19 protein-coding genes are annotated in these 15,678 nt (G+C 67.4%); 9 read left to right on the top strand and 10 right to left on the bottom strand.

The features are described from left to right. Positions 1 to 10: 10 nt before the first annotated feature. Entirely contained in the window at positions 11 to 421 is a 411-nt protein-coding gene (locus C6A82_RS03365; protein ID WP_233217154.1) for a GAF domain-containing protein, read from the top strand. Positions 422 to 431: 10 nt separating this feature from the next. On the opposite strand, the gene C6A82_RS03360 is transcribed toward C6A82_RS03365, so the two are convergent. Together C6A82_RS03360 and C6A82_RS03355 are read right to left on the bottom strand one after the other, a co-directional pair. Beyond that, positions 432 to 1,487, bottom strand: a complete 1,056-nt coding sequence (locus C6A82_RS03360; RefSeq protein ID WP_105348787.1) for an alpha/beta hydrolase fold domain-containing protein — start codon at positions 1,485 to 1,487, stop codon at positions 432 to 434. A 9-nt stretch (positions 1,488 to 1,496) separates the two neighbouring features. Beyond that, positions 1,497 to 2,189 carry a demethylmenaquinone methyltransferase gene (locus tag C6A82_RS03355; protein WP_105348789.1) on the bottom strand — a complete coding sequence of 231 codons (693 nt, stop codon included), beginning with the start codon at positions 2,187 to 2,189 and terminating at the stop codon, positions 1,497 to 1,499. A gap of 283 nt (positions 2,190 to 2,472) precedes the next feature. Between C6A82_RS03355 and C6A82_RS03350 the strand changes: the two genes are divergently transcribed. After that, entirely contained in the window at positions 2,473 to 3,426 is a 954-nt protein-coding gene (locus tag C6A82_RS03350; RefSeq protein WP_105348852.1) for an esterase family protein, read from the top strand. Positions 3,427 to 3,429: 3 nt separating this feature from the next. Here the strand turns inward: C6A82_RS03350 and C6A82_RS03345 are convergent, their stop codons facing one another. Beyond that, positions 3,430 to 4,557, bottom strand: coding sequence for a glycosyltransferase family 1 protein (locus C6A82_RS03345; RefSeq protein WP_105348791.1), 1,128 nt, complete (start codon positions 4,555 to 4,557; stop codon positions 3,430 to 3,432). Positions 4,558 to 4,689: 132 nt separating this feature from the next. Between C6A82_RS03345 and C6A82_RS03340 the strand changes: the two genes are divergently transcribed. Beyond that, on the top strand, positions 4,690 to 5,397 hold the full coding sequence (locus tag C6A82_RS03340) for a thioredoxin domain-containing protein (protein WP_105348792.1): 708 nt from the start codon (positions 4,690 to 4,692) through the stop codon (positions 5,395 to 5,397). On the opposite strand, the gene C6A82_RS03335 is transcribed toward C6A82_RS03340, so the two are convergent. Genes C6A82_RS03335 through C6A82_RS03315 form a run of 5 tightly spaced genes read right to left on the bottom strand, consistent with a single transcriptional unit; the run spans position 5,355 to position 10,052 of the window. Next, positions 5,355 to 5,897, bottom strand: coding sequence for a DUF3592 domain-containing protein (locus C6A82_RS03335; protein WP_233217155.1), 543 nt, complete (start codon positions 5,895 to 5,897; stop codon positions 5,355 to 5,357). The genes C6A82_RS03340 and C6A82_RS03335 overlap by 43 nt on opposite strands. After that, entirely contained in the window at positions 5,894 to 7,546 is a 1,653-nt protein-coding gene (menD, locus tag C6A82_RS03330; RefSeq protein WP_105348855.1) for a 2-succinyl-5-enolpyruvyl-6-hydroxy-3-cyclohexene-1-carboxylic-acid synthase, read from the bottom strand. Before menD ends, C6A82_RS03335 begins: the two co-directional genes overlap by 4 nt. A 9-nt stretch (positions 7,547 to 7,555) precedes the next feature. Next, positions 7,556 to 8,332 (bottom strand): alpha/beta fold hydrolase, encoded by a 777-nt coding sequence (locus tag C6A82_RS03325; RefSeq protein WP_105348794.1) that lies wholly within the window; start codon positions 8,330 to 8,332, stop codon positions 7,556 to 7,558. Next, entirely contained in the window at positions 8,329 to 9,072 is a 744-nt protein-coding gene (locus C6A82_RS03320; RefSeq protein WP_105348796.1) for a DJ-1/PfpI family protein, read from the bottom strand. The genes C6A82_RS03325 and C6A82_RS03320 overlap by 4 nt, the downstream gene beginning before the upstream one ends. 11 nt (positions 9,073 to 9,083) lie before the next feature. Continuing rightward, positions 9,084 to 10,052: a GlxA family transcriptional regulator gene (locus C6A82_RS03315; protein ID WP_105348857.1), complete on the bottom strand. Its 969-nt coding sequence runs from the start codon at positions 10,050 to 10,052 to the stop codon at positions 9,084 to 9,086. A gap of 122 nt (positions 10,053 to 10,174) precedes the next feature. On the opposite strand from C6A82_RS03315, the gene C6A82_RS03310 reads away from it, so the two are divergent. From C6A82_RS03310 to C6A82_RS03300, 3 genes are read left to right on the top strand one after another with little or no spacing between them, the layout of a single operon-like run. After that, a complete protein-coding gene (locus C6A82_RS03310) occupies positions 10,175 to 10,399 on the top strand; it encodes a hypothetical protein (RefSeq protein WP_199193959.1) in 225 nt (74 codons plus the stop codon). A 60-nt stretch (positions 10,400 to 10,459) separates the two neighbouring features. Further along, the gene (locus C6A82_RS03305; RefSeq protein ID WP_105348799.1) at positions 10,460 to 11,323 is read left to right on the top strand and encodes an oxygenase MpaB family protein; all 864 of its coding nucleotides are present in this window, start codon (positions 10,460 to 10,462) and stop codon (positions 11,321 to 11,323) included. Further along, entirely contained in the window at positions 11,320 to 11,574 is a 255-nt protein-coding gene (locus C6A82_RS03300; protein ID WP_311101649.1) for a hypothetical protein, read from the top strand. The genes C6A82_RS03305 and C6A82_RS03300 overlap by 4 nt, the downstream gene beginning before the upstream one ends. Here C6A82_RS03300 and C6A82_RS03295 read toward each other — a convergent pair. Next, entirely contained in the window at positions 11,530 to 12,519 is a 990-nt protein-coding gene (locus C6A82_RS03295) for an o-succinylbenzoate synthase (protein WP_105348801.1), read from the bottom strand. The two genes, C6A82_RS03300 and C6A82_RS03295, sit on opposite strands and share 45 nt — an antisense overlap. A 251-nt stretch (positions 12,520 to 12,770) precedes the next feature. Here C6A82_RS03295 and C6A82_RS03290 point away from each other — a divergent pair, with 251 nt between their 5' ends. After that, on the top strand, positions 12,771 to 13,352 hold the full coding sequence (locus tag C6A82_RS03290) for a hypothetical protein (protein ID WP_105348803.1): 582 nt from the start codon (positions 12,771 to 12,773) through the stop codon (positions 13,350 to 13,352). A 101-nt stretch (positions 13,353 to 13,453) separates the two neighbouring features. Next, complete coding sequence (locus tag C6A82_RS03285; protein WP_105348805.1) at positions 13,454 to 14,083, top strand: heme-binding protein; 630 nt, start codon at positions 13,454 to 13,456, stop codon at positions 14,081 to 14,083. Between the two features lie 6 nt (positions 14,084 to 14,089). Here the strand turns inward: C6A82_RS03285 and C6A82_RS03280 are convergent, their stop codons facing one another. Beyond that, the gene (locus C6A82_RS03280; protein ID WP_105348806.1) at positions 14,090 to 14,908 is read right to left on the bottom strand and encodes a maleylpyruvate isomerase N-terminal domain-containing protein; all 819 of its coding nucleotides are present in this window, start codon (positions 14,906 to 14,908) and stop codon (positions 14,090 to 14,092) included. 63 nt (positions 14,909 to 14,971) lie between these two features. Between C6A82_RS03280 and C6A82_RS03275 the strand changes: the two genes are divergently transcribed. Continuing rightward, entirely contained in the window at positions 14,972 to 15,595 is a 624-nt protein-coding gene (locus tag C6A82_RS03275; protein WP_105348808.1) for a PadR family transcriptional regulator, read from the top strand. The last annotated feature ends 83 nt before the right edge of the window (positions 15,596 to 15,678 follow it).

Raw genomic sequence — 15,678 nt, 5'->3', positions numbered from 1 at the left:
CCGAGCGCCGATGCGGTCGCGTCGCGATGACGTCGACTTCGGGGCGACGATCGAGCGGGCGTTATCGCGCGGTCTGTGCGGCTTCGGCGGTCGCCGCGAGCCGTCGGACGAACGCCTGATGCGCCGCATCGAACGTTTCCGCGATGTCGATGACGGTTCGTTCGTCTGGACCCGCGACCCGGACGGGCTGTACTGGCTCGGCCGCATCAACGGCCGCTACTTCTATGACGATGATGACGACGCATCCGCCGTCGACCTCGTTCATGTGCGTCGATGCGATTGGTTGTCAACGCCTTTGCCCGAGCACGCGGTACCCGCCGCGGTCATCGCCACCTTCCGACGGGGTGGTCGCAACTTCCAGCAGACGCACCACCCCTCCGTCGGCGCCGAGAGCTTGCTTGTGTGGCGCAACCTCGCCTAGTCGCGAGGGTTCAGGCGAGCGAGTTGGCAAAGCCGTTGACGTCGCGGATGGTGGCCGCGAACACCTCCGGCAGGTAACCGCCAAGCAGCAGATCGCAGCCGTGGCCCGTACCCGCGACGATCCTGCCGACCGCGGGCACACCGGCGCGCACCAGCCTGCGGTAGTAGACCAGCCCCTCGTCGCGCAGGGGATCTATCTCGTTGACGGAAATGACATGCGGCGGAAGCCCACTGAGCTCCTCGTCGGTCGCCTGTCCCGCATAGCAGGCGCCGTCGTGCGAGTGCTCGCCCGTCGGGTCGTACACCGAACCCGCGAGCCCCATGATTTCGCGCGTGAGGAAGTAGCCGTCATTCTCCTTCAGCGATTGCAAGTCGTCAGGCTGCTCGTACCACCGGCCGGACAGCAGCGGGCATTGCGCGTAGGCGCCCGCGATCTCGTTCAGCCAGCCCTCCCGCTTCGCCTTGTGCAGCGTGGTCAGCGCCAGGTTCCCGCCACCGGACTCGCCGCACGTGATCAGGTGGCTGATGCCGAGGTCGCTACGGTTGGCATACGTCCACCGCAGAGCGGACGCGCAGTCGTCGATCCCCGCCGGATACGGGTGCGGTCCCAGCCGTCCACCGGCATTGCGGAACTCCACTCCGACCACCACAAGCCCTGTCGCAGCGAGGTTTTCGCGCACCCGCGTATAGCTGGTGTCGGTGACACTGTTGATGGCCATCCCGCCGCCGTGGAAGTGCACGACACCGGGCAGGTCGCCCCCGGCCGGAATCGGGTGGGTGATGTACAGCGCGATGTCGTTGCCGTCGACCCCGGTGATCGTCGTCGCCATGGTGGCGACGCCGGTGGGGCTGGGCAGGTTCTGCGCCAACGCCTCGAGCACCGCACCCATTCGCGTCTCCGTCGCGGCGACGGCGGCGAGTCTGTCCTCGAGCGGTGAATCGGGCGTCGCAGACGGCACCGGCATGTGGCCGTCGAGCCCGAACGGGGCAAGCGCGCGGACCATGCGGGGATCGGCCCGCGGATCCGTACCGAGTGTGGTGCGGGGATCCGCTAGGCGACCGTGCATTTTGCGACCCTAGCGCGACGGCTTCACAGCAGCGTGGAGGGCGACGATCCCGCCGGTGAGATTGCGCCAGCGCACGGTAGACCAGCCGGCTTCGGCGATCCGGTGCGCGAGTTGCGCCTGGTCGGGCCAGGCCCTGATCGACTCGGCCAGATAGACGTACGCGTCGGGGTTCGACGACACCTTCCGCGCGATCCGCGGCAGCGCCTGCATCAGGTACTCCTTGTACACAGTCGCGAACGGCTTGTTCGTCGGCGTCGAGAACTCGCAGACCACCAGCCGTCCGCCCGGCCGCGTCACCCGCGCCATCTCGCGCAGCCCCGCCCCATGGTCGACCACGTTGCGCAGCCCGAAGCTGATGGTCACCGCGTCGAACACGCCGTCGGCGAACGGCAGCCGCGTCGCATCGCCTGCGACCTTCGGCACGTCGCGCCTCCGGCCCGCGGAAAGCATGCCGACCGAGAAGTCCGCGGCCACGCACCACGCCCCGGAGCGCGCCAGTTCCACCGTCGACACCGCCGTGCCCGCCGCCAGGTCAAGCACCTTGTCGCCGGAACCGATGCGGAGCGCGGACCGGGTCGCACGGCGCCAGAACCGGTCCTGGCCCAACGACAACACCGTGTTGGTGAGGTCGTAGCGCCGGGCGACCGCGTCGAACATCGACGCCACCTCGCGCGGGTCCTTGTCCAGCGACGCCCTGTTCACGTCCGTGACGCTACCTTTGAGGTTCCGTAGACCGGGAATGCGCGGTGCTCTGGCCTGGGAACAATGGCAGCCGGTTTCCGAGCTCGCCCAGGGTTGAGAGTGTGGCGTTGATAACAAATTCGTAATGATTCGCCCGTTTGCTAACGGGAACAGACACCCGTGCGAATTAACAGTGGACGCGAAGAAGCCGCGTGCCTCACGGGCACCGAGCCTCATCGCAGGCGACACCACTCAATAGACTAATCAGCGGAACCAATCCGCCTTGAGAAGGATGTGCAAGAAAATGACTACCCACAACTGGCTCCGTCGGCTGATGGCCGGCGTGGTGGCGGCGCTCATGCTGCCGGGCCTGATCGCTGTCGCCGGTGGATCGGCGACCGCGGCGGCATACTCCCGACCCGGCCTTCCGGTCGAGACGCTGATGGTGCCGTCGGCCTCGATGGGCCGCGACATTCCGGTCAAGTTCCAGGGCGGCGGGTCCAAGGCCCTTTATCTGCTCGACGGGTTGCGGGCCCGCGACGACAACAGCGGCTGGGACATCGAGACGCCGGCGTTCGAGACCTACTTCCAGTCCGGGGTGTCCGTGGTGATGCCCGTCGGCGGAATGTCGAGCTTCTACACCAACTGGCAGTCACCGGCCGTCGGCAACGGCACTACATACAACTACCAGTGGGAGACATTCCTGACGTCCGAGCTGCCCGCTTACCTGGCAGCCAATAAGGGCATTTCGCAGAGCGGCAACGCCGTCGTCGGCCTGTCGATGTCGGGTAACTCGGCGTTGATCCTCGCGGCCTACCACCCGAACCAGTTCCGCTACGCGGGATCGCTGTCGGGCTTCTTGAACCCGTCGCAGGGGGTCTGGCCGACATTGATCGGCTTCGCGATGCGCGACTCGGGCGGTTTCGACGCCACCGCGATGTGGGGTCCCGGCGGCGGCCCGGCGTGGCAGCGCAACGACCCGACGCTGCAGGCGGGCACACTGGCCGCCAACGGCACCCGCCTGTGGGTCTACACCGGCAACGGCACCCCGACCGAGCTGGGCGGAGCGGATCTGCCGGCGACGTTCCTCGAGGGGCTGACCAAGAACAGCAACGTCGCCTTCCAGGACGCCTACACTGCGGCCGGCGGGGGCAATGCCACGTTCAACTTCCCGCCCAACGGCACGCACAGCTGGGGCTATTGGAACGCACAGCTCACCGCGATGAAGCCGGATATCCAGCGCACGCTGGGCGCCTGATACTCAGGCGGCCTTGACGCCGCGAGTGCCCAGCACCGCCTCATAGTGGCCGATCAGCTCGTCGCAGATCGCCGGCCAGGTACGGCCGAGCACGCTGCGGCGAGCTGCCACCGAGTAGCGCTGACGCTCGTCGAGCAGGTGGTCCACCGAGGTCGACAGCCGATCTTCGAACTCGGCGACCGGCAGCAGAAGCCCGGTGTGCATGGGCGCCACCAGATCTCGTGGCCCCCCTGCATCGGGGGCGACGACCGGTAGACCCGAGGCCATCGCCTCCTGCACGGCCTGACAGAACGTCTCGTGCTCGCCGGGGTGGACGAAGACGTCCATGCTGGCGTAGGCGGTGGCCAACTGCGGGCCGTACAACGCGCCGGTGAAAACCGCTCCAGGCAAGGCGGCCTCGAGCTTGGCTCGGTCGACACCGTCGCCGACGATGACGAGCCGGAGATCGTCGCGGCCCGCAAGCACCGCAAGCCGCTCGACATGCTTCTCGGGAGCGAGGCGGCCGACGAAGCCGACGATCGGCTTGCCATCGGGTGACCACTTACTGCGCAGCCGCTCGTCACGCGCGGAGGGCGCGTACCCGGCGATGTCGACGCCGCGAGCCCACTTCTGCACGCGAGGAATGCGATGAGCGACAAGGTTATCCACGGCGGCCGTCGACGGTGCCAGAGTGCGGTCGACCCGGCTGTGCACCATCCGGGTCCACGCCCATGCGGCCCGCGCGGTGAAGCCGATGCCATAGCTCTGCGCGAAACCGGCCACGTCTGTCTGAAAGATCGCCACCGTCGGCACGCCCAGGCGGCGCGCGGCGTGCATGCCGCCCCAACCGAGCAGTGCAGGCGAGGCCAGATGCACGATGTCGGGGTCGAAACCCTTGAGGACACTCACCATTCGCGGCCGGGGGACGCCCAGCGGCAGGGAGGTGATCTTCGGAAACATCCGCGACGGCACCCGGTGAATACGGACGCCTTCGTGAACGCGGTCGGCGGCGGGTTCGCCGCGAGGTGTGTCCGGTGCGATGACAAGGACCTCGTGGCCGTGATGGCGGAGATGGTCGATCACCCGAAGCACCGAGTTGGTGACGCCGTTGACATTCGGAAGGAAGGACTCTGCGACGATCCCAACGCGCACACCGAGATGGTGGCATCAGCGGCTGTCGGCAGGGTTGCCTGCGGGGATACGACACGCGAAGTTCTCGTGCCGATCGCCCAGAACAAGGGGGCCCGTGTGCGGGTATCCTGCGCGAAAGGAAGGGCGGTTGACATGCGAGTTTCCCGCGCGGTCGCGGCGGTGACGGCGGCGATGCTCTTCGGCGCGGCCGGCTGCACCAGCCAGGTCACCGGGACTGCGACCGTCGATCCCACGAAACCTCCGCTCGGCCTGAGCGAAGACGGCTACGGCATCGTGGCGGGCTATCCCGACGCCCCGGTGCAGATCGAGTTGTACACCGAACCGCAGTGCACCCACTGCGCCGACCTGCAGGCCGCTTTCGGCGACGACATCAAGCGACACATCAATATCGGCGACCTCGCGGTGACCTACCGTCCGCTGACCTTCCTGGACGACCCGAGCACCGACCAGCATTCGGTGCGGGTCGCCAACGCGCTGTTCCTCGCCGTCGGAGCGCCCGAGGCTTCCGACGAGAACGACATGGCCTCGGGCCCGGAGTTCCAGAGCTTCGTCGAAGACCTCTGGGCCCACCAGGAACCCGGCGGGCCTGGACCGAGCGACAACCAGATGGCGAAGATGGCACAGGAATCGGGCCTACCCGACGACGTCGCGGGCCGCATCGGCGCAGGCGACACCGCCGACCAGATCGACATCGAGGAGATGGGCGCCTACAACTACGGCGCGCTCATCGGCATCGACCCGATAAGCACAGGCACGCCAACAGTTTACGACCTCGATACCCAGGAGAAGGTCGACATTCACGACGACGACTGGCTGAACAACCTGCTGGCCTCGGCCTGACGCGCCAGCCTGCGTTCGAAGAACGTCAACCCCATCAACGCCGCACCGGCGACCAACCAGCCCACGACGGCGATCGACCCGGCCGGAATGATGGCCAGCGCCGCATTGCGGTCCTGCACCCGAACGAGATCGGGGTTGGCTCTGTCGTACTCGACGTAAATCCGCATGCCCGTGTCCAATTCGGAGGGATACAGCACCCCGAGCTCGGGCCGATAGGTGACACGGTCGGGGGTGACGAACTCGATCGTGGAACGGCGCGGCCCCGCACTGAGCACCTCGGCGGCGGCTACCCCCATGTTGCCCTCGATCTGCCGGTCGTTGCGCCACGCACCGAACACCAGAAGCAGCGACTGCAACGTCACCAGACAGGCCACGATGACGACGCCGATTCGCATGCGGCGGAAGGTGCGTTCGGTGCGGGTCTCGTCGGGCTGGCCGTACAGGTGCGGGATCACTTGTGGGACTACGCTGCGCACCAGTCGCTTGACCCGATCGATCACAACGCCGCCTTGATCGACGCGTGCAGCGCCCGCAGCGACGACCGGTCGGCCTTCACCTCCAGCACCCGCATGCCGTCGAACGGTTCGTCGAGCGCAGCGGCGAGATCGTCGACCTCGATCTGTCTGCTGTCCACGTGATAAGCCCGGCACAGCGCGCCGACGTCGACGTCGTGCGGGGTGCCGAAGATCCGAGACGACACGTCGGAGAACCGAGGGTCGCCCTGCTCGAGCAGCTCGAAGATCCCGCCGCCGTTGTCGTTGGACACCACGATCGTCAGCTGCCGCGGCGTCGGCTCGGTCGGCCCGATCAACAGCCCCGAACTGTCGTGCACGAAGGTCAGATCGCCGATCAGCGCAACCGTGCGGCCACCTGTGCGGTCGTGCGCCAGCGCGGCGCCGATCGCCGTGGACACCGTGCCGTCGATCCCCGCCACGCCGCGGTTGGACCGGACCTTGATGCCCCGCGGGTTCAACCCGACCAGTGCGGCGTCGCGGACCGGGTTCGATGCACCGAGCACAAGCTGATCGCCGTCGCGCAGGGCGTCAGCCACCGCGGCCGCAACGTGCAGGCCGGTGGTCAGTGGGTGCGCCTGAAGCTGGTCGCGCACCGCAGCGACGGCGTGGGAGTTGACCGCCGCGCAGCGCCGCAGCCAGGCTGGATTCGGTTCGCCCGAGATGACTGCGCGGGTGCCGGTGGCCTGCGAGTTCCCCGAGACGTCGGGCCAGCGCGGGCCGGTGGTCAGCGCGAAGACCGGCACCGACGGGTCGGCGAGCAGGGCGGAAACGGGCCGGTGCAGCGTCGGGCGGCCGAGCATGATCACCTGCTGCGGACGCAGCAGCGGCAACGCCAGCGGGTGCAGCGGGTTTTCGGTGGGCGGGGCCGTCGGCTCGGCGACGGTCGGAAGCGCGGCCAGGTTCGGCTGCGCGCCCGCGCCGTGCCCGGCGATGACGACCGTGTCCGGGGTGAGGTCTATGTCGAGCGGCTGGTCGAACATGACCGGTGGGGTGTGGGTCCACGGCTTGCCGCCGGGGCGGCCCTGTGGCGCGTACGACGTCGACGGGTCGAGGTCGCGGTCGGGCACCAGCGGCTCGCGCAGCGGGATGTCGAACTGCACCGGGCCCGCGTTGGCGGTGCGAGAACCGGTGGCCGCCACCAGCACTCGGCAGGTGGCCGATCGCCACTGTGCGTTGAACTTATCGAGTTCGCCGGGCGCGGCTCCCCTCAATTCCGGGGCGAGGCCGAGGCTGATGTTCTCCCGCATCTGCGTGCCGAAGTAGCCGAGCTGCTCCATCGTCTGGTTCGCGCCGGTGCCGAGCAGCTCGTAGGGCCGGTTGGCCGAAAGCACGATCAGCGGGACGCGCGCGTAGTTGGCCTCCACCACCGCGGGTCCCAGGTTGGCGACCGCCGTGCCCGACGTCATCGCCACACACACCGGCGCGCCCTCGGCCACCGCGAGGCCGATGGCCAGGAATCCGGCGGTCCGCTCGTCGATGCGCACGTGCAGCCTGATCCGGCCTTCCCGGTCGGCATCGTGCAGCGCGAATGCCAGCGGCGCGTTGCGCGATCCAGGGCACAGCACGATGTCGCGCACGCCGCCGCGAATGAGTTCGTCGACGACGACACGGGCCTGTGCCGTGGATGGGTTCACCACTACAGCCTATTCGGCAAGGAAGTCGAGCGCCGCTACGTTCACCACCTGCGGTTTCTCGATGAAGCCGAGGTGTCCGGCGTCGCGAATCTCCAGGTAACGGCCGTTGGGGATGGCCTCGGCGACCTCGCGGGCGAGGTGCGGCGGCAGCACAATGTCGTCGCTGAACCCGATGACCAGCACCGGTGCCGTAATACTTCGGTAAGCGGGCAGCCGGTTCTCGTGCGGGCTGACCTCGAGCTGGGCCCGCATGCCGGGTGTCGCCTTGTTGGGCCACATCGTGAACATGTCGATCCAGTCGCGCACCGCGGCGTCGTCGTTGAGCGTCGCCGGTCCGAAGCTCTCCAGCAGCCGCAGCTTCGCGTCGTAGATCGCAGGCAGCTCGATGCCGGAGTCGGCGAGCTCGCGTTCGGCGGTGCGGAAGAAGTCGCGGGTGCGGTCGTGGCGGCCCCGTGTGGCCATCAGCACAGCGGAGCGGACGAGTTCCGGGCGGGCCACCATCAGCTCTTGCGCGATGAACGAGCCCATCGACACCGCGACGAGGCGGACGGGGTCGAGGTCCAGCTTCTCGATCAGCGCGGCGGTGTCGGCGACCATCTGCTCGGTGCCGAACCCGCTCGCCTGCTCGGTGGCGCCGATCCCCCGGTTGTCGAAGGTGATCGCCCGGTAGCCGGCCCGCACGAATTCGGGAACCTGGTGCAGATGCCAGGTGCGGCCCGCGCCGCCTCTACCGGCGATGAACAGCACCGGATCGCCGGTGCCTCTTTCGTCGTAGGCCAGATTCACCCAGCAGAGGCTACGCGAGTGCGGCTCTTGCGACGCTTGCCCCTGGCACGCTCGATCGCGTGATCCCACAGCAGGCCCGTCGCGGCTCTCAACTGCTTGGGCTTGATGAGGTCCTTGCTCATCAGCGCGGTGGCGCCCGCCTTCGTGGTGGCCGACGCCTTGGACATGTGGCCGGAGTCGAACGGTGGCTGCGGGTCGTATTCCATCGACAGCTGGATGACCTTGGCACGGCCCTCGCCTGCGATCTGACCGGCGAGCCAGAGGCCGAGGTCGATACCCGCCGAGACGCCCGCGCAGGTAACGATGTCACCTTCGTGGACGATGCGTTGGTCGCCGACGGGCTTGACGCCCAACGCTTTCAACGCCGACAGCGCAGCCCAGTGGGAGGTGGCACGCTTGCCCGCCAGCAGCCCCGCGGCGGCAAGCATGATCGATCCGGAGCACACCGACGCGGTCCACGTCGCGGTCTCGTGCGCGCTTCGCAGCCAGTCGAGCACCTTCTCGTCGCGAGCATGTTCCATCGTCGTGAAGCCGCCCGGTACGAGAATGACGTCGGGAGAGGGTGTTTCGGCGAACGAGTGGGTCGCGCCGACGACCAGCACGCCGGAGTCCGCCGTGATCGGGCCCGGCTCGTGCCAGACGAAACGCACATCGGCGTCGGGTAGCATACGCAGGCTCTCGTAGGGTCCGATGAAGTCGAGCGCGGTGAAGCCAGGGTACAACACGATGGCGATCTGCATGATTTCCTCCTCTAGGCGAACGTCTTGCGGTACTGGTCGGGCGATATGCCCATTCGTCGAACGAAATTGCGGCGCAGGGTTTCTGCGGTGCCGAAGCCGCAGCGGGCGGCGATGAGGGTGACGGTGTCGTCGGTCTCCTCCAGTTGTCGGCGGGCCGCATCGGTGCGGATCCGCTCGACGTAGGCGCCCGGCGCCTCGCCGATCTCGTCGGTGAAGAGGCGGGTGAAATGACGCGGGCTCATCGCAGCGCGGCGGGCCAACTCGGAGATGCTGTGCGCGGCGCCGGGTTCGGCTTCGATCGCTTCCTGCACGTCGCGGATCGGCGCGCGCTTGGCGCGAGGCATCCACACCGGTGCAGCGAACTGGCTCTGGCCGCCTGGCCGCCGCAGATACAGCACCAGATAGCGGGCCACCGTCTGCGCCACCTCGGTGCCGTGGTCCGCTTCGACCAGCGACAGCGCAAGGTCGATGCCTGCAGTGACGCCGGCGGCGGTCCACACCGACGGTGAGCTCTGCACGAAGATGGGGTCTGGGTCGACTGTGATGGACGGGAATTGGCGGGCCAGCTCGTCGGCGAATGCCCAGTGCGTGGTTGCCCGACAGCCGTCGAGCAGTCCGGCCTCGGCGGCAAGGAATGCGCCCGTGCAGACGCTGACGACGCGGCGGGCCGTACCGGACACCGCTGTGACCCAGTCGACGAGCCGTGGATTCCGGCGGGCCGCGTCGAGTCCCCAGCCGCCGGGAAGGACCACGGTGTCGATCGGTTCGCGCGGGTCGGGCAGTGGTTGAGCGACAAGAGTGAGGCCGGTACCGGTGGTGACCTGCTCTCCGTTCGCGGACGCGATCGTGACGTCGTAGCCGTCGTCGGCGCGGTTGCGGGCGGCCAGGTTCATGGTCGCGCCGGTGAACACGTCGAACGGTCCGACCATATCCAGTGCCTGCACACCGGGATAGCCGAGGATCACCACCGACCGCGTCACGGTCTCAGTGTTGGCCACCGGGGTGCTTGTCGTCTACGCCATGTACCCCACAAATCAGGACAGCACTCCCTGAAACCGCGGAAGAGCCTGCCCAGAGCGGAATGATCATTAACATAGTGCCGGTGCTCGACACGCTACGGAAGTTCTTCGCCTTCGAGATGACGATCGCCGAGTGGATCGGAACGGCCATCCTCGCGCTCGTCCCGTACATCGTGATCGGCGTGATCTGGTCGCTGACGCACACCGGCCATCTCGGCACGCTCTCCGGCATCGACCGCACGGTGTCGTTCCTCGGCTCGATCGTGAGCTGGCCGGTGCTGCTGTTCTCGGATGTGTGCATGGCATGAGCGAACTTGCGAGCGAATCATCGGGCCGGAATGTGGCGGCCGAGCCTGTGAGGTCGGCACATGAGTGACATCACCCGCATATCCGTCAGGCGACGGACCGCCCGCTGGGATCCCGACGCCGAGGTGTCGGTGAAGGACGCGATGGACTTCTGGTCGTTCGCCGCCGCCGCGGCCAACGTGGTGATGCAGCTGGCCCTTCCGGGCGTCGGCTACGGCGTCGCGGAGAGCAAGGTCGACTCCGGCAGCATCCTCAAGCACCCGTGGAAGAGGCTCAGGACGACGTCTGCGTACCTTGCTGTCGCGGTGTTCGGCTCCGAAGAGGACCGTGCGGCGTTCCGCGAGGCGGTCGACGGTGCGCACCGACAGGTGGTCTCCACCGCCGAAAGCCCCGTGAAGTACAACGCGTTCGATCGCGATCTCCAGATGTGGGTTGCGGCATGCCTTTTCGTCGGCCTGGAGGACACCTACAAGCTGCTGCGCGGCGAGATGACCGCGGGACAAGCGGAACAGTTTTACCGCTCGGCATGGACCTTGGGCACCACATTGCAGGTCACCGAGGACCAGTGGCCGGCCACCCGCGTCGACTTCGACAAGTACTGGGACGACGCCTGCAAGAAGGTGGCCATCGACCCGCCGGTGCGCGACTACCTGATGGAACTGGTCAACCTGCGAATGATCAATCCCCTTCTCGGGCTGCCCTTCCGGCCGCTGCTGAAGTTCCTCACCGTAGGCTTTCTGGCTCCGGTGTTCCGGGATGCGCTCGGCGTGACCTGGAGTCGAGGTAGGCAGCGCCGCTTCGAATGGCTGTTTCTGCTCGTGGCGTTCGTTAACCGGTTCCTCCCGGTGTTCCTGCGCCAAGGCGGCAGCTTCATCGTCCTGGCCGACGTCCGCAGGCGCGCTCGTGCCCACAGTGCGCTGGTGTGACGGTGACCGGTCTGCGTCGGCTGCTGAGCCGGAAGGTGAGCATCGAAGCGATGCTCGAATTCGCGATGTGGATCGCGATCCCCTACCTGGTTGTCGGGATCATCTGGACGTTCCTCAATGCCGACGACGTGGCGCGGGTCGAAAGCAGTCTCGAGACACGCATTCCCGCGGGGTCGGACCTAGGCGCGTTCGGAGCGACGACGGCGCTATGGCCGTTCCTGCTGATGGGTCACGAGATCTGCGCGCCCTGATTCGAGGCAGGCCTTGATTCGGTCGATCCACCACTGGCGGCGCTGGGCAGGCGCAGCCAACGCGGCCAGCCGGGCCGGATCGGGAGTGACCGCGGCGACGGGCAGATATCCGTCGACGGGCACCAGCGGTTCGGCGACATCGTCGACGAAGAGGCCGCCGGTACCCAGCCCGCATGCGTGCCGCAGTTCCGGCAGTGCCGCGGCGGCCAGCAGACCGCGGCCGATGCCGACCGCCGAGTCCAGCGCGCTGGACACCACGATCGGGATGTCGATCTTCCCAGCGATCTCGAGGACCACGCCGACGCCGCCCAACGGCGCGACCTTGAGCACGGCGACGTCGGCGGCGCCCGACCGCACGACATGCAGCGGGTCGTCGGCCTTGCGAATGCTCTCGTCGGCGGCGATCGGCACGTCGACGGCGCGGCGCAGTTCGGCCAACTCGGACACGGTGGCGCAGGGCTGTTCGAGGTACTCGAGCGGTCCGCCTGCGGTCAGCGCCTTGGCCGCTTCAACGGCCTCGGCGACGCTCCACCCGCCGTTGGCGTCGACGCGCACGGTCGGCACCTGCCGGCGCACGGCGTCGACGCGGGCCACGTCGTCGGCGAGGGTCTGACCCGGCTCGGCGACCTTCACCTTGGCGGTGCGCGCGCCGGGGAACCGCGCCAGCACGTCGGGTACCTCCGCGGCGGTGACCGCGGGCACGGTCGCATTGATCGGTATGCGGTCGCGGTGGGTAGCCGGCGATGGGCTGTAAGCGGCCTCGATGGCTGCGGCGAGCCAGGCAGCAGCCTCGAGTGGTCCGTATTCGAGGAACGCGCCGAATTCGCCCCAGCCGGCGGGGCCGTCGATGAGCGCGAGCTCGCGAACCGTGATGCCGCGGAACCTCACCCGCAGCGGAAGGGCGACGACGTGCAGCCGATCGACGATATCCGCTAGCGACGGCATGGCTCGATCATTCCGCACGTCATACTTCGGTCAATCTTCGGTAAGAAAATCCGCGCGTTGAAAACGGCGTCAGGGGGAAAAGCTCATTTGCTCAACTGCCGCTGAATCGTGAGGTGTGCCATGCAAGTTGCCCTTCGTTCCATCCTGGCCGCGGGCGTCGCCGCCGTTGGCGCCGGTGTCATCGCCATCACCCCGACCGCGGCAACCCGGCGCCTGTCGCCACGCCGCAAACCGCATCACCGGACGTCGCGTTGGGCGCGCTCGCCGATCTTCTGCCGCCGCCGAGCATCGGGTCGGGAGCGCTCCTGGGTGTCGGCAACGCGATTGCCGGTGCCGCCGGCCTCGCGGTAGCGCCGGCCGTCGCGGTGCGCTCGGCACTGCCACCCGCACCAGTCGTCCCGCCCGGTGTGCAGCTCAGCCTGCTGACCGGTGCACCGAACCTGGGCGCGGGAAACGCCGGCAATTTCAACACCGGCGTCGGCAACAACGGCGACTTCAACGTCGGCGCCAATAACGTCGGATCCCGCAACTTCGGCACGAACAACGTCGGATCACGCAACTTCGGCTCCGGCAACCAGGGCGCGTTCAACGGCGGCATCAACAACCGGGGCGCAGGCAATGTCGGCATCGGTAACACCGGCTATGCCATCGCCGGCTTCTTCAACAGCGGCAGCGGAAATGTCGGCGCCTTCAACACGGGCGACAACAACATCGGCGTCGCCAACATCGGCATCCCGAATCCGCTGGGGTCGACGGCGGCATCGGCAGTCGGCAAACCGTCGTCCGGCGCCACCGCGAAGCAGACCAACCAAACAGCCGCCGCCGACGACTAGGCAGGCCCGGCGGCTCGCAGCGAGCCATGGGCGTCGCCTGACGGTTCCGCCATCACCCCTCTGTCAGGCGGCGCCCCACTCAGGCAGGAGCACAGGACATCATGCGAATAGCGCAAATTCCGGTCCAGGTCGCCGAGTCGGCGATGTCGATCTTCGGGATTCGAGTTGGTACCGAGGAGCCTCACTACCTCGCCACGCCGGTCGGCGACGGTGTCGAGCTGCGGCAGTACGGTCCCCGGATCGCGGCGGAGACGACCGTCGCCGCGGACGAGGACCGTGCCCGCAGCATCTGCTTCCGCCGGCTGGCGTCCTACATCTTCGGCGCGAACCACCGCGACGAGAAGATCGCGATGACCGCACCGGTCGCGCAGCAAGGTGGTCGAAACGGCGACGAAATCGCGATGACGGCGCCGGTCGCACAGAGCAGGCAGTCCGACGACAGGTTGACGATCCGGTTCTTCATGCCGTCGAAGTGGTCACTGGACACCCTGCCGAAGCCGGACAGTGACGACGTCACGCTCGTCACCGTTCCGGGAGAGACGGTGGCGGTGCTGCGCTTCAGCGGCGACCGCAGCGCCGCTGCCGTCTCTGCGAAGACCAACGAACTGCTGGAGATATTGCGGGACAAGCGCATCGATGTCGTCGGCGAGCCCGTCGCCTGGTTCTACGACCCGCCGTGGACGGTGCCGTTTTTGCGCCGCAACGAAATCGCGGTTCCCGTCGCGGGCTGATACGAGTCAGGCCGTCACGAAGCAGGATTGCAGCTTCATCGCCTTCCAGGGTCGTCTACCGCCGGCGATACGCAGGTCGAGCCGTGTTGCGGCGACCGGGCCGATGCGGCCCATCAGCATCCTGGTCATGGTGGATGCGGGCGCCTTGAGGACGGCGTCTGGGCGGTCTCCAGGCCGACGGTCGCGCATCTCGGCAGTTCCGTCGTGAACATGAATCACATAGGGGCGTGCGCCGGGGATCCGCAGCTCGACGCAGATGTCGTTGCGGCGGGCGGCTTCTGGGCGAACGTACGCCGGAAGAACTTCTGCCGCCTCGCGCAGCGCCAACAACATGTCGCGCTCACGAACTGCCCACGGCCGACCAACGGCTCGCGCGATGTCCTCGCCGTGGAACATGAGCTCGAAGAGCCAGTTGATCTGCGCGACGATTCCCGACACCGGCACGCCGAAGTGGAATTCGGCAGTGAAGTCATCCGGCAGGTTGTCGCATAACTCGTCCATCTCCGGTTCGATGGCCTTCAGCCGGTCGACGAGGTCGGGAACTGGCGCCAGCAGCGCCTCCATCTCCTCCCGATTGATCCGGTCCAGGTCGGCGGGGTCCTTGGCGCGCCGGAATTCGCCCGTCTCGGCGAAGGATTCGTATCGGTTCGCGATCGAAACCACGTGGGCCACGATCTGCTGGACGGTCCACTCAGACGTCGAGTGCCTGGCGTCAGGGTCAGCGGACAAGGCCAGCCGGTAGAACCGCTGGCGCATCTCGTCGATGCGGCATCTCAACTCGTCGCGATCGGTGTCAACGATCGCAAGGACGTGTGTGTCGTTCATCCAGCAACCTCCCTACTCCAGTGTGGAGCTTAAGATACTCCACATTGGAGTAATGTCAACCACATGCCATCGAAGCCGACCACCACATCGTTCGCGCTCCTCGGGCTGCTCGGGATCAAAACATGGAGTGCGTACGAGATCGTCGCCCAGATCCGCCGCGGCCTGCGCTTTTACTGGCCACGCTCCGATGCGCACCTCTATGCCGAGCTCAAGCGGATCGTCGACCGCGGCCACGCCACCGCCGAGACCGTCGAGGGTCCGCGCAAGCAGCGAACGCTCTACACGATCACTCCCGAAGGCCGCACGGCGCTCGCGCAGTGGTTCGACACCGAGCCCGCCCCGCCGGTCGTCGAGATCGAGGCGTTCCTCCGAATGTTCCTCGGCGACCAGACCTCAGCCGAACGTCTGCGCGAGACGCTGGAAGCCACCACCCGACAGGCGCGCCAATTCCACGTCGAGGGCTACGAGGTCATCAAAGACGTGCTCGACACCGGCGGGCCGTTCCCACATCGGCTTCACCTGGTCGTACCGATGGCGGTCTTTCTCGACAAGTTCTACCGGCTGCTCATCGACTGGTGCGAGGAAACGATGATAAACATCGATGAATGGCCCAACACCCGCGATGTCGGCCTCAGCCCCCGAGACCGCGAACGGCTCGAGCGAATCTTCGCCCAGCCGGACCCGTAGACCTTCTGCCTGCGAGATAGGTCGCGCGCACGTCGAGATCGGCGATCTGTTCCGGCGGGAACTTTCAAAGTCTTTTCGGGCCT

The sequence above is a fragment of the Mycobacterium sp. ITM-2016-00318 genome, from assembly GCF_002968285.2.
Taxonomy (GTDB): domain Bacteria; phylum Actinomycetota; class Actinomycetes; order Mycobacteriales; family Mycobacteriaceae; genus Mycobacterium.
This window is presented reverse-complemented; position numbering and strand designations above follow the sequence as displayed.

Coding starts and splice junctions, on each gene's coding strand:
- C6A82_RS03365 (WP_233217154.1), top strand. CDS start 11: ATGCGGTCGCGTCGCGATGACGTCGACTTCGGGGCGACGATCGAGCGG.
- C6A82_RS03360 (WP_105348787.1), bottom strand. CDS start 1,487: ATGCACGGTCGCCTAGCGGATCCCCGCACCACACTCGGTACGGATCCG.
- C6A82_RS03350 (WP_105348852.1), top strand. CDS start 2,473: ATGACTACCCACAACTGGCTCCGTCGGCTGATGGCCGGCGTGGTGGCG.
- C6A82_RS03340 (WP_105348792.1), top strand. CDS start 4,690: ATGCGAGTTTCCCGCGCGGTCGCGGCGGTGACGGCGGCGATGCTCTTC.
- C6A82_RS03320 (WP_105348796.1), bottom strand. CDS start 9,072: ATGCAGATCGCCATCGTGTTGTACCCTGGCTTCACCGCGCTCGACTTC.
- C6A82_RS03305 (WP_105348799.1), top strand. CDS start 10,460: ATGAGTGACATCACCCGCATATCCGTCAGGCGACGGACCGCCCGCTGG.
- C6A82_RS03295 (WP_105348801.1), bottom strand. CDS start 12,519: ATGCCGTCGCTAGCGGATATCGTCGATCGGCTGCACGTCGTCGCCCTT.
- C6A82_RS03285 (WP_105348805.1), top strand. CDS start 13,454: ATGCGAATAGCGCAAATTCCGGTCCAGGTCGCCGAGTCGGCGATGTCG.
- C6A82_RS03280 (WP_105348806.1), bottom strand. CDS start 14,908: ATGAACGACACACACGTCCTTGCGATCGTTGACACCGATCGCGACGAG.
- C6A82_RS03275 (WP_105348808.1), top strand. CDS start 14,972: ATGCCATCGAAGCCGACCACCACATCGTTCGCGCTCCTCGGGCTGCTC.